Annotated in this window: 11 protein-coding genes and 1 pseudogene; 6 read left to right on the forward strand and 6 right to left on the reverse strand. The window is 71.5% G+C overall.

Annotated features, from left to right (window positions below; all coding sequences use genetic code 11):
* Positions 1–2: 2 nt before the first annotated feature.
* The 3 genes from nagA (at position 3) to OG788_RS21390 (ending at position 2719) form a co-directional block, all read left to right on the forward strand.
* Complete coding sequence (gene nagA, locus OG788_RS21380) at positions 3–1151, forward strand: N-acetylglucosamine-6-phosphate deacetylase (protein ID WP_406372781.1); 1149 nt, start codon at positions 3–5, stop codon at positions 1149–1151.
* A gap of 145 nt (positions 1152–1296) precedes the next feature.
* The gene (locus OG788_RS21385) at positions 1297–2226 is read left to right on the forward strand and encodes a 1-phosphofructokinase family hexose kinase (RefSeq protein ID WP_406372783.1); all 930 of its coding nucleotides are present in this window, start codon (positions 1297–1299) and stop codon (positions 2224–2226) included.
* A 142-nt stretch (positions 2227–2368) separates the two neighbouring features.
* Positions 2369–2719, forward strand: a complete 351-nt coding sequence (locus tag OG788_RS21390; protein ID WP_356758336.1) for a hypothetical protein — start codon at positions 2369–2371, stop codon at positions 2717–2719.
* 73 nt (positions 2720–2792) lie between these two features.
* Here OG788_RS21390 and OG788_RS21395 read toward each other — a convergent pair whose 3' ends face one another.
* The gene (locus OG788_RS21395) at positions 2793–3761 is read right to left on the reverse strand and encodes a CBM35 domain-containing protein (RefSeq protein WP_406372785.1); all 969 of its coding nucleotides are present in this window, start codon (positions 3759–3761) and stop codon (positions 2793–2795) included.
* Positions 3762–3878: 117 nt separating this feature from the next.
* Positions 3879–5603: a diguanylate cyclase CdgB gene (cdgB, locus tag OG788_RS21400; RefSeq protein ID WP_406372787.1), complete on the reverse strand. Its 1725-nt coding sequence runs from the start codon at positions 5601–5603 to the stop codon at positions 3879–3881.
* 524 nt (positions 5604–6127) lie between these two features.
* On the opposite strand from cdgB, the gene OG788_RS21405 reads away from it, so the two are divergent.
* A complete protein-coding gene (locus tag OG788_RS21405) occupies positions 6128–6637 on the forward strand; it encodes a flavin reductase family protein (RefSeq protein WP_406372788.1) in 510 nt (169 codons plus the stop codon).
* Between the two features lie 34 nt (positions 6638–6671).
* On the opposite strand, the pseudogene OG788_RS21410 reads toward OG788_RS21405, so the two are convergent.
* Both OG788_RS21410 and arfB read right to left on the reverse strand, forming a co-directional pair.
* Positions 6672–7635: pseudogene (locus OG788_RS21410) on the reverse strand (sigma-70 family RNA polymerase sigma factor).
* Positions 7636–7720: 85 nt separating this feature from the next.
* A complete protein-coding gene (gene arfB / locus OG788_RS21415; RefSeq protein WP_351537277.1) occupies positions 7721–8146 on the reverse strand; it encodes an alternative ribosome rescue aminoacyl-tRNA hydrolase ArfB in 426 nt (141 codons plus the stop codon).
* Between the two features lie 193 nt (positions 8147–8339).
* Here arfB and OG788_RS21420 point away from each other — a divergent pair, with 193 nt between their 5' ends.
* Positions 8340–8915 (forward strand): TerD family protein, encoded by a 576-nt coding sequence (locus OG788_RS21420; RefSeq protein WP_121402233.1) that lies wholly within the window; start codon positions 8340–8342, stop codon positions 8913–8915.
* 97 nt (positions 8916–9012) lie between these two features.
* On the opposite strand, the gene OG788_RS21425 is transcribed toward OG788_RS21420, so the two are convergent.
* Positions 9013–10422 (reverse strand): M1 family metallopeptidase, encoded by a 1410-nt coding sequence (locus OG788_RS21425; RefSeq protein ID WP_406372791.1) that lies wholly within the window; start codon positions 10420–10422, stop codon positions 9013–9015.
* 239 nt (positions 10423–10661) lie between these two features.
* Between OG788_RS21425 and OG788_RS21430 the strand changes: the two genes are divergently transcribed.
* On the forward strand, positions 10662–11162 hold the full coding sequence (locus OG788_RS21430; RefSeq protein WP_351537270.1) for a hypothetical protein: 501 nt from the start codon (positions 10662–10664) through the stop codon (positions 11160–11162).
* A gap of 181 nt (positions 11163–11343) precedes the next feature.
* Here the strand turns inward: OG788_RS21430 and OG788_RS21435 are convergent, their stop codons facing one another.
* Positions 11344–12060, reverse strand: coding sequence for a pentapeptide repeat-containing protein (locus tag OG788_RS21435; protein WP_406372793.1), 717 nt, complete (start codon positions 12058–12060; stop codon positions 11344–11346).
* Positions 12061–12166 lie beyond the last annotated feature (106 nt).

Below are 12166 nucleotides of genomic sequence, written 5' to 3' on the forward strand. Positions count from 1 at the left end.
CGATGGCCCCTAGCAAGGTTCTCGCCGGCGCCCGGGTGGTACTGCCCACCGGGATCGTGCACGACGGCCGCGTGATCATCGACGGTGCGCGGATCTCCGGCGTGCGGGCTCCCGCGGACGCGCCCGTGACCGACCTGTCCGGCCACTGGCTGGTCCCCGGTTTCGTCGACATCCACAACCACGGCGGTGGCGGCGCGTCCTTCACCTCGGGAACGGTCGAGGACGTCCTCCGGGGCATCCACACCCACCGTCTGCACGGCACCACGACCGTCGTCGCCTCGACCGTCACCGGTGACATGCACGGCCTCGCCGAGCGCGCCGGGATGCTCTCCGAGCTTGCCGAACAGGGCGACCTCGCGGGCATCCACTTCGAGGGCCCGTTCATCTCGCCGTGCCGCAAGGGCGCGCACTCCGAGGAACTCCTGCGCGACCCCGACCCGGCCGAGGTCCGCAAGCTCGTCGACGCGGCGCGCGGCCGGGCCAGCATGGTCACGCTCGCCCCCGAACTGCCGGGCGGCCTCGACTCCGTGCGGCTGCTCGCCGAACACGGGGTGATCGCCGCGATCGGGCACACCGACGCGACGTACGAGCAGACGCAGGCGGCGATCGACGCGGGCGCGACCGTGGCGACGCATCTGTTCAACGCGATGCCCGCACTCGGACACCGCACGCCGGGCCCCATCGCCGCCCTCCTGGAGGACGAGCGGATCACCGTCGAGCTGATCAACGACGGCACGCATCTGCACCCCGCCTCGCTGGAGCTGGCGTTCCATCACGCGGGCCCCGGCCGGGTCGCGTTCATCACCGACGCGATGGACGCGGCGGGCTTCGGCGACGGCCGCTACATGCTCGGCCCGCTGGAGGTCGAGGTCGCGGACGGGGTGGCCCGCCTGGTGGAGGGCGGTTCGATCGCGGGCTCCACGCTCACCCTCGACCGCGCCTTCCAGCGCGCCGTCACGGTCGACAGGCTGCCGGTCGAGGACGTCGTGGCGGCCATCTCCGCCAACCCCGCCCGCCTGCTCGGCGTGTACGACCGGGTGGGCTCCCTGGAGCCGGGCAAGGACGCGGACCTCGTGGTCCTCGACGCCGACTTCGCGCTCAAGGGCGTGATGCGCAGGGGTGAATGGGTGGTCGATCCCCAACTGGGGTGATTCACACCTTTGTTGCCGTACGGCGGTTGGCCCGGGGGGACTGGGCCGACCGCCGTTGTCTTTGGCATGATCAGACCTCCGCAACCATCGGCGGGCGCCCGACCGGCGCGCACGTCACACAACTCTTCGGGGGAGGTCGGCCCAGGTGATCCTCACGGTCACGCTGAACACCGCTCTCGACATCACCTATCGCGTGCGGGCACTGCGTCCGCACAGCTCGCACCGGGTGACCGAGGTGACCGAACGTCCGGGCGGCAAGGGCCTGAACGTGGGGCGGGTGCTCGCGGCGCTCGGGCACGAGGTGACGGTCACCGGTTTCACGGGCGGAGCGACGGGCCGGACGGTGCGGGACCAGCTCACCGGGACGGCCGGAGTGGTGGACGCCCTCGTCCCGGTGGAGGGATCGACGCGCCGCACGATAGCCGTGGTCGACGCCGGCACCGGTGACACGACCCAGCTCAACGAACCGGGACCGGCGATAACCGCCGCCGAGTGGTCGGCCTTCCAGAAGACGTACGAGCGTCTGCTGCGCTCCGCCTCGGCGGTGGCCCTGTGCGGCAGCCTGCCCCCGGGGGTACCGGTCGGCGCCTACGCCCAACTGGTCCGCACCGCCCGCACCCTGGCCGTCCCGGTCCTGCTGGACACCAGTGGCGAGCCGCTGCGCCGGGGGGTCGCCGCCCGCCCCGACATCGTCAAGCCGAACGCCGAGGAACTCGCCGAACTCACCGGCACCCACGACCCGTTGCAGGCCACCCGCAACGCCCGGCGGCGCGGCGCCCACGCGGTGGTCGCCTCACTCGGCCCGGACGGGCTGCTCGCCCACACCCCCGACGGCCACTGGCGCGCCACCCCACCCCGCCGGATCCCCGGCAACCCCACGGGCGCGGGCGACTCAGCGGTGGCGGGCCTCTTGTCGGGCCTGGTCGAAAACCTCCCCTGGCCGGCCCGCCTGGCCCGCGCCGCGGCCCTGTCCATGGCGACCGTACTGGCCCCCACGGCGGGCGAGTTCGACCGGTCGGCCTACGAGACGCTGGTGAACCAGATCGCGGTCACCAGGGACGCGACGGCGGCGTGACCCGGCCCCGCCGGGCGTGAGACAAAATCCCCGCCGAACCGACCCAAGATCGACTAGTGTCATGAGCATGTCTATGTCTAAGTCGAATCTGCGACGAACCGTTCAGCTTGGGGCCACTGCCCTGGGAGCCCTGGTTCTGACGGTGGCGACATCCAACGTCGCCCAGGCCAACCCCACGCAGGCGGAATGCTCGACCACTGGCGCGTACGGGTACATCTACTCGGACTTCTATGGAGCCGACACCCGGCTCGACTTCTCGATGACCGTCTTCGACTCGTTGGCCGACGGGCACCACGTCAGGGCCCGGCTCATCACCAAGGACGTCAACGGCGTGCGGAAGAACTGGCCGTGGCACGCCAACTACGGCGGCAACAACACCAGCCTCGACCTGAACTCCTACGCCATCAACAGCTCGGGCATCTTCGACTGGGGTGTCCAGGTGGCCAGGTACGAGGGTGACACCCTCCTGAACTCGTGCACGAACTGGATCTGAGCCGACAGGCCGAGGGGCGCCACGGCAGCCGCGCTGCCATGACGCCCCTCGGCGATCGCCTACCGGCTACGGACTACCTCCAGCCCGATTCCAACCAGAGCTGGTCGAAGTTCACGTCGCACTGGTTGCCGTCGCCGCAGGAGATCTCGATCGTGTTGGTGCCCTTGTTGAGGGTGATGTCCCCCCAGGTGTTGGTCCAGCCCTTCGCGTAGTCGCCCTCCGGGCCCTTGGCGAAATTCCCCAGGTTGAGGGGGCGGTCCTGGGCCGTGGCATTGACGGTGAGGGTGGCGCTGGCGTCCTTGCCGGGCACTCCGTAGTTGACGTACAGCGTGTACTTGCCGGCCTTCTTGATGCCGCTGACGTTCCAGGTGACCGACGCACCGGCCTGATTGAACCCCGTGACGTAGACGCCGCCGTCCGCCTTGGCGCCCTTGACGTCCGAGGCCGTCGTCACGCCGGTGCCCAGCTTCAGGGCCTTCGCGTCGATCTTGGGGAGCTCCACGGCCGCGCCGGGCGCCTTCGTCGTGGTCTGGCTCGGGGACGCGCTCTGGGAGGTCGTCGGGGTCGAGGCCGCCTGGTCGCCGCCCTTGTCGTCGTCCCCGCCGCCGCCCATCATCGCGATGCCGATGCCGATGACGACGGCCGCGACCACGGCGATCGCGCCGATGAGAAGGCCCTTGGTGTTGGGGCCACGACCGCGTCCGCCGCCGTCACCGTGACCGGGCATCGGCGACCGCGTCGTCTGGGCGCCGCCGGGGACGGTCTCGGGGGCCGCGTAGTGCGCGTTCGGCTGGTTGTGGCCGGGCTGCTGCGGCACCTGGCCGTACGGGGCGGTCGGAGCCTGCTGGCCGTAGGCGCCCTGAGCGGCCTGCTGGCCGTACTTGCGCTCGCCGACCGCCCGCACCCGGTTGACCGAGCCCGGGTAGCCGTAGCCGCCGCCTCCAGAGGGCGGCGTGGCTCCGTTGGCCTGGCCGTCGGCGTACAGATAGCCGAACGGGTCGTCCTCCTCGGGCGTGCTCGCGCCGTTGTTGCCGGGCGTCATCCCTTGGTCTCCTCAGCGGGTGCGGTTCAGATGCGGTACACGAATGAATGGCGAGCCTACCCGGTCCGGCTGGGCCGAACGGGGGGCCTTCACCGCATCAACCTAGTGACCTGCGCCTTATCCCGCACGCCTGTGCTGTTTGGGACGAGACCGTTTCTCGACGTACATCCGCTCGTCAGCGGATTTCAACACCTCGTCCGCCGTCATGCCGCAGTGGGCCCACCCGATGCCGAAACTCGCGCCCACGCGGACGGCTCGTCCGTCGACCCTGATGGGCGGAATGATCGCGTTCCGCAGGCGTACGGCGAGGTCCTGGGCGTCCGCCCGGCCGAGACCGTCGGCGAGCACCACGAACTCGTCGCCGCCGAGCCGGGCCACCGTGTCGCCGTCCCGGACCCCGTGGGTGAGGCGCCGGGCGACCTCGATGAGAACCTCGTCACCCGCGTTGTGCCCGAACCGGTCGTTGATCGACTTGAAGCCGTCGAGGTCGCAGAAGAGCACCGCGAGCCCCTTGGTGCCGTCGTCCGTCTCGCCCTCGGGCGCGATGGTGTGCACATGGTGGTCGAAGGCGTCGAACGCCTCGGAGCCGGAGTGGAAGTCGAAGCCGTGCCCGTTCCCGTTCCCGTTCCCGTCGTAGGCGGGGTGGCCGCCGCCGTCGTACTCCCCTCCCGGCGGCTCCGCGAAGTCCCCGTGACCGTACGCCGCGTCCAGCGAGGCGACCGCGCCGGGCGGCAGTGACTGCGGGCGCTGGCAGAGACGGGCGCTGAGCCGCGAGCGCAGCTCGGCGGAGTTGGGCAGGCCGGTGAGGGCGTCGTGCGAGGCGCGGTGCGCGAGCTGGAGCTCACGGCGCTTGCGCTCCTCGATGTCCTCGACATGGGTGAGCAGGAAACGGGGGCCGTCGGCGGCGTCCGCGACGACGGAGTTGCGCAGATGGACCCAGACGTAGGTGCCGTCGCGGCGCCCGAGCCGCAGCTCGGCCCGCCCGCCCTCGGCGGAGGTCCGCAGCAGGGTGCCGATGTCCTCGGGGTGCACGAGGTCGGAGAAGGAGTACCGGCGCATCGCCGACGCGGGCCGGCCGAGGAGCCGGCACAGGGCGTCGTTGGTGCGCAGGATGCGGCCGTGCTGGTCGCCGCCCATCTCGGCGATCGCCATGCCGGAGGGGGCGTACTCGAAGGCCTGCCGGAAGGACTCCTCGCTGGCGCGCAGGGCCTGCTGCTCGCGCTCCAGGCGGACCAGGGCGCGCTGCATATTCGCGCGTAGACGCGCGTTGCTGATCGCGATGGCGGCCTGGAAGGCGTACATCTGGAGCGCCTCGCGGCCCCAGGCTCCCGGCTTGCGGCCGTTGCGCGGCCGGTCCACCGACAGCACGCCGATCAGCTCGCCGTGGCCGCTGCCGCCGCCGGAGACGCTCGGGGTGTACATCGGCGCGAAGAGGCGGTCGGAGGGGTGCCACTCGTCCTCGAAGCGGGGCGCGGGGCCGTCGGTGTACCACTGCGGCACGTCGTCCTCGTCGAGGACCCAGCCCTCGGTGTGCGGTATGAACCGGAGGTCGCCCCAGGCCTCGCCCATGTTCAGCCGGCGGTCCCAGGAGGTGCGGGAGCCGACGCGGCCGGTGATGAGGGCCTCGGCGGCGGAGTTGCCGGCGAAGGCGGCGACGACGAGGTCGCCGTCGGGGCGTACGAGGTTCACGCACGCCAGCTCGTAGCCGAGCCCGGTGACCACACCGTCGGCGACGGTCTGCAGCGTGTCGGCCAGGCTGCGGGCCGTGTTCATGTCCGCCATCACCTGGTGCAGCTGCCGCAGGGTCGCAAGACGGACGTAGGGCTCCGACTCGGTCTCCATTCGCCCTCCCCTCGAGACCTCGCAGCAACTCCAGGGTTCTCTCGGCGTACTAGGTGCTCTTCGGTTCCGTGCTGACTGCTCGGCGCTCCTCCTGAACCGCTTCGCGCCGTACTGCTGGGTAGCTTCCTGGGCAACGCCCCCGCCACTGAATCACAGCGCGCTGCCCACTCGGTACACAGGGTCAACAAAATATGGCCCCTGTGACTCAAGTCACAGCGGAAGATGAGCAATTGAGTGGAGTTTCTGCATTTCACCGTGCGTTTACTGAACGCATTATGGGACGACTGTGCAGAACCTGTGCGCCCTTGTGCCCGCCGAATGCGTACGGATGAGAGTACGACCGTCCCGCCCGGCGCCTCCGTCCACCCCGCCTCAGCGTTCCCGCCGCCTTCTCTCCGCCCCCGGACCTAGGTCCCGGCTAGGGCCGAGGTCCGATGTGCCGCACCGGGAGCGGAGACTAGCGTTTCGGCGTGCTCACGACTCCCGCCGCTGTTCCCCTCACCCCCTCCGTGCATGCTGAGGGGGTGAGCAACGACGAGTTCCGCGCCGCCATGTCCCGGCTGACCGCGGGCGTGGTCCTGGTGACCGCGCACGAGCCCGCGCTGGCCCCGGGCGGACCGGCGGGCGAGGACGTCGGCATGACCGCGACGGCCTTCATGTCCGTCTCCCTGGACCCGCCTCTGGTCCTGGTCAGCCTGCGCGAGGGCTCCCGGATGGACGACCTGCTCGACGAACAGCCCCTGTGGGGCGTCTCCGTGCTCTCGGAGAGCCAGCGCCACATCGCGGGCCGCTTCTCCATGAAGGGCCGCATCAGCGACCGGCTCCTCTTCGAGGACATCCCGTACGTCCGCGGCGAGGCGACCGGAACGCTGCTGATGGGCGGCGCCCTGGCGACCCTGGAGTGCCGCACCGAGCAGCGGATCCCCGCGGGCGACCACACCCTCGTCATCGGCCGCGTCCTGACGGCCCACGTGCCGGGCGCGGACGGCGGCCCGCTGGCGTACTTCAAGGGCCGCTACCGGCAACTGGGCTGACCCGCCGGCCCGCCCGGCGGCCGGACCGACCGGCTCAGTGGTCCAGGACGGTGACGTCGAGGCCCGCCAGTCGCTCCGGGTCGTTGACGATGTCGATCACGGCGATCCTGCCGTGTACGACTGTGAAGGCGAGAACGCCGGCCGGGCGTCCCTCGGCGACCACCACGAGACCCGCGACGCCGTTGACGAGGGCGGGCCGCGCGATGCGGGCCAGGTGCGCGAAGCTGCCCGCGCCGGACGCCACGGCGGCAGCGCCGGCCGTCACGCCGCCCTCCGAGCGGGCCACGACATCCGGGTCCAGGACGGCGACGAGCGCCTCGAAGTCGCCCTCGCGGGCCGCCGCAAGAAACGCGTCGACGACCTCCCGCTGCCGGCCCTGATCGGCGTCCGACACCGGCGCGCCCCCCTGTGCCCGGCGGCGGGCACGGCCGGCCAGCTGACGGGACGCCACGGGCGTACGGCCCAGGACGGCCGCGATCTCGTCGAACGGCACGGCGAACAGGTCGTGGAGTACGAAGGAGAGCCGCTCGGCGGGTGTCAGCGTCTCCAGGACGACGAGCAGGGCGAGGCCGACCGAGTCGGCGAGCAGCGCCTCCTGCTCCGGGTCGGCGCCGCTGACCGAACTGACCACCGGCTCGGGCATCCGCACCCCCTGCCGCTCCGCCGACGGCTCCAGCGGCTCCTCGCCGCGGGTCCTGCGCGAACGCAACATGTCCAGGCAGACCCGCCCCACCACGGTCGTCAGCCAGCCCCCGAGATTGTCGACCCGGCTCGAGTCGGGCGCGGCTCAGCTTCAGCCACGCCTCCTGCACGGCGTCGTCGGCCTCGGTGAGCGAGCCGAGCATCCGGTAGGCGACGGCACGCAGATGACCGCGGTGGCTCTCGAACCGCGCGGCCAGGAAGTCGGTGCCGTCCTGCGCGGGCGCTCCCCCGGCGTCGGGCGTCCGCGCGTCCTCCGGGGCGTCTTCCGGGAAGTCCTCGTGGGCGCTGCCGCTCATCGTTGGTCACCACTCCTCGTCGCGGGCCGTCATGAGGGTGACGGATCGCGGGCCGAGGATGTGACAGCCCGGCCCGGAGCGGGCTCTACCAGTCGCGTCCGGTGCGGCCGCGCTTGGTGTCGGAGCGCTGCTTCTTCTCGCGCAGGCGGCGTTCGTTGATGCCCCGGGGGATGCGGGTGGCACGGCGCGGCCTGGGCGGCGGCGCGGTGGCCTCGGCGAGCAGGGAGGCCAGGCGTACGGCCGCCGTCTCGCGGTTGCGCCACTGGGAGCGGTGCTCGGAGGACCGGACGCTTATGACCCCGTCGACGAGCCGGCCCTCCAGCTTCGCGAGGGCGCGGTCCTTCCACACGGGCGGCAGCGCCTCGGTGTTCGCGAGGTCGAACCGGAGCTCGACCTGCGTGTCGCTGGTGTTGACGTGCTGCCCGCCCGGCCCGCCCGAGCGCGAGAAACGCCACATGAGCTCGGCCTCGGGCAGGGAGACGGAGCCGCGGATGACATAGGGACCGGACATGTGTTCATGGTCCCGTGTCCGTCGGGTCCGCGTCACCCGGTTTTCAGCGTCTCTCCGGGTGAACAAGCTCATCCAGGTAAAGAAAGTAAAGACAGGCGGAACCTCGGGGACCCCCCTCGGCGTTCATAGGGGTGACGGTAGCTTCGTCCCCAGTACGAAGCCCGTACGTCAACGAGGGAAGGGACTCCCAACAATGGCTGTAAGCCTGTCCAAGGGTGGCAACGTCTCGCTCACCAAGGAGGCTCCGGGCCTGACCGCCGTCACGGTGGGCCTCGGCTGGGACGTCCGCACCACCACCGGCACCGACTTCGACCTGGACGCTTCGGCCATCGCGGTCAACCCCCAGGGCAAGGTCTACTCGGACGGCCACTTCGTCTTCTTCAACAACAAGCAGACGCCGGACCAGACGATCGTCCACACCGGCGACAACCGGACCGGTGAGGGCGCCGGCGACGACGAGGCGATCAACGTCAACCTGGCGGGCCTCCCCGCCGACGTCGAGAAGATCGTCTTCCCGGTCTCCATCTACGACGCGGAGAACCGCTCGCAGAACTTCGGCCAGGTCCGCAACGCGTACATCCGCATCGTGAACCAGGCCGGCGGCGCCGAGATCGCCCGCTACGACCTCTCCGAGGACGCCGCCACCGAGACCGCCATGGTCTTCGGCGAGCTCTACCGCAACGGCGCGGAGTGGAAGTTCCGCGCGGTCGGCCAGGGCTACGCCTCGGGCCTCGTGGGCATCGCCCAGGACTTCGGCGTCAGCGTCTGACCCTGAGCACACGCACGACCGAGAGGAGCCCCCGGACTTCGGCCGGGGGCTCCTCTCGTGCGGTCTGCGAGGCGTGCCGGCCACGGCGCCCGGCGGCTCACGGCTGGTCCGGCTTGCCCTTCCCGTACAGCCAGTCCTTCCAGATCCCGCTGAAGTCCTTGTCCGGCGCGGTCTTCTCGACGTAGGCGGTGAAGTCGGCCGTGTCCGCGCTCGCGTGGCGGTGGGTGGCGGCCCAGCCCTGGACGATGTCGTAGAAGGTGTCGTCGCCCACCAGTTCGCGGATCTTGTGCAGGACCATCGCGCCGCGGTAGTAGACCGGCGGGTCGGAGATCTGCGCGGCCCCGGGCGGATCGGCGGGCGGGTAGGCCCAGATCTCGCTGTTGTCGGCCGGTTCGCGGTAGTCGCCCTGGTAGAGGGAGTTGAAGATCTCGTCGGCCGTGTCGCCGTCGTGGTCCTCCTGCCACAGCCACTCCGCGTAGGTGGCGAACCCCTCGTTGAGCCACATGTCCCGCCAGGACTTCGGGGTGACCGAGTCGCCGAACCACTGGTGGGCCAGTTCGTGGACCAGGGTCGCGGTGTCGGGGGCACCGGGGAAGACGGGGCGCGTCTGGGTCTCCAGGGCGTAGCCCGCGTCCTCGCCGCGCTCCACGATCGCCCCGGTGGAGGAGAACGGATAGGGGCCGAAGTTGTACTCCGCCCAGTCCATGATCCCGGGGATCCCCCCGAGCACCTTCTTGCTCGCCTCCGCCTGGGTCGGGTCCACCGCCACGTACACCGGCAGCCCGTTCTTCGTCGTGGAGCGGGTGATGTCGTACCGGCCGATCGCCAGTGTCGCCACATAGCTCGCCATCGGTTCGGCCGTGTGCCAGGCGTACGTCGTACGGCCCTTCGCGGTCGTCTCGCTCGTCAACTCACCGTTGGAGACGGCTTGGAGGCCCTCCGGGACGGTGATCCTGACGTCGTACGCCGCCTTGTCCGAGGGGTGGTGGTTGCCGGGGAACCAGGTCATCGACCCCGTGGGCTCCCCGAGCCCGAGGGCGCCGTCGGCCGTGCGCAGCCAGCCCTCCTCGGAGGTGTCGGGGTCGGTGATCGTCTCGGGGCTTCCGGAGTAGCGGACCGTCACACGGAACGTCTCCCCCTTGTCGAGGTCGTCGTGCGGGCGCACGGTCAGCTCCTGCCCGGCCCGGCTCCAGCCGGCCTCACGGCCCTCGACTGTGACGTCGGAGACCTTCAGCCCCAGCAGGTCCAGATGGAAGGCGCTGAGGTCCTGCGAGGCCCGCGCGGTGATCTCGGCCGTCCCCTTCAGCCGCTTGCCCCGCGGCTCGTAGGACAGGGTCAGTCCGTAGTGCGTGACGTCGTACCCGCCGTTTCCCATCTTCGGGAAGTACGGGTCGCCGACACCGGACGCGCCGGGCTTCCCGTGCACGTCGTCCCCACCGCAGGCGGTGACGCCGAGGACGAGCGAGAGGGCCAGGGCAAAGGGGACGGTGACGGAAGATCGGGGCACATCCGCGATCCTAGGCGGCCGCACGCCCCGGGCCGCGGGGCGAGCGGCACCCACCGGCCAGAGGCCCCCGAGCCGGACCGAAAACCGCCGCCCTGTGCCGCCGAGCCGGCGAAGGCGCCCGGCCCCGCACCTCGCGCACCCGCGAGACGGCCCTGAGCTCCCCCGGCCCCACACCCCCGGCCGGCGACAGGAAACCGCCGGACGGGAAGCGGTACCCCCGGCGTGACACCATCACCTACGTGCTCGACATCGGCTACGCCCTCTCCAACCGCTTCCCCGACCCCCCGCAGACCGACTACCGCCGCGCGGACGTCCACGCGCTGCGGCACGACCTGTTCTGCGGTGACGTCTACCTCGCCGACACCAAGGCGGACCGCGAGGTGTCCACGGGCTGGGGCTGGGTGCCGGTGCTCGACTTCGCGTGGGCGCTGTGCGACATCGTGGAGCAGCTCGACCGCGACCCGCTCGGCAGCCGGGCCTCCCGCCCCCAGCAGGCGGAGCTGGACTTCACCGAGTCGACCGACCGCATGCTCTTCGAGCGCCGCTTCGGCTGGGTGGACATCGAGGCCGACTGGATGCCGGGCGAGGAGGAACCGCTGACCTTCTCCCACACCGAGCTCCGCCGCGAGGCCCGTGACTTCCTGCACGACCTGCTCGCGGACCTCACCGACCTGCACGACGACCTCGCCGAGAACCCGGCGATCTGGACCCTCCAGGCCCGCTTCCCGCGCATCTCCTAGACCCCGTCCGGCAGACCCCGTCCGGCAAACGCCGGCCCCGGCCTTCCGTCACGCCACGGTCCCGTCGGCCGCACACCCCGGAGACCTCCTCCGCGTCCCGGGGCAGCCCCGCGCTCCGGCGGCCTTCCCGCGGGCCCCGCGCCCCCTGCCCCAGAGCCGCCGCCCCGTCCGGGCGGGAGCCTCAGCCCCCCTCCGGGCCGCCGTCCACCCGCACCCCCAGCGCCGCCGCCATCACCGGTGCCAGATCCAGGAGCTGGGCCGTGCTGATGACCGCGCCCGCGAGCCGGTCCACGCCCCGCGCGATGTCCAGCTCCGCCGCCGCGCGCAGGTCCACGTCCGTCAGGGTGGCCCCGGTGAGGTCCGCCCCCTTCAGGACGCAGTCCACGAACTCCACCCGCTCCAGGCGGGCGCCCCCGAAGTCCGGCTCGACCAGGACGCAGCCCTCGAAGACGACGTCCTTGAGCCGCGCCTTGCGCAGATTCAGATAGTCGATCTTCCCGCCGCGCACGAGCACCCGCTCCAGGACGGAGCCGTGCAGCTGCACTCCGCCGAGGCGGGCGTCGACGACCTCGACATCGCGCAGCGTCGACTCGGCCAGATCGGTGCCCACACCCCGTATGCCCGTCAGGACCGAGTCCAGCACGCGCGCGCGGTGCAGGCGCGTCTCGTCCAGCGCGCAGCCCGTCAGCGCGCAGTCCATGAAGCGGGCTCCCCCGCCGTCCTGACCGGCGAAGTCCTGGTCCCGGAACTCCAGTCCGTCGTAATCACCGTCCGGCTCCAACTCCGCGCCCCCGTACGGCTCCAGCGCGGGCAGCCGCACCTCCGGCCGCCGAGCCGCCTTCGGCCCCGGTGCCCTCGCAGCCGTCCCGCCTTGCCCGCCCGCCACTCTCCTCGCCATGCCCTCATCCTGCCCGCCCCCACTGACAGTCGCCCCTGACCTGCGAGGACTCCCCGCATGTCACATTCCGGCGCCCCAACCAGTCGTACTCACAGGAAGGCCCGCA

The sequence above is a fragment of the Streptomyces sp. NBC_00647 genome (assembly GCF_045207245.1).
Lineage (GTDB): Bacteria > Actinomycetota > Actinomycetes > Streptomycetales > Streptomycetaceae > Streptomyces.

Excerpts from the sequence above, each read along its gene's own strand:
- arfB (WP_351537277.1), bottom strand. The coding sequence starts at position 8,146 with ATGTCCGGTCCCTATGTCATCCGCGGCTCCGTCTCCCTGCCCGAGGCC.
- nagA (WP_406372781.1), top strand. The coding sequence starts at position 3 with ATGGCCCCTAGCAAGGTTCTCGCCGGCGCCCGGGTGGTACTGCCCACC.
- OG788_RS21420 (WP_121402233.1), top strand. The coding sequence starts at position 8,340 with ATGGCTGTAAGCCTGTCCAAGGGTGGCAACGTCTCGCTCACCAAGGAG.
- OG788_RS21395 (WP_406372785.1), bottom strand. The coding sequence starts at position 3,761 with ATGACGCCCGGCAACAACGGCGCGAGCACGCCCGAGGAGGACGACCCG.
- OG788_RS21435 (WP_406372793.1), bottom strand. The coding sequence starts at position 12,060 with ATGGCGAGGAGAGTGGCGGGCGGGCAAGGCGGGACGGCTGCGAGGGCA.
- cdgB (WP_406372787.1), bottom strand. The coding sequence starts at position 5,603 with ATGGAGACCGAGTCGGAGCCCTACGTCCGTCTTGCGACCCTGCGGCAG.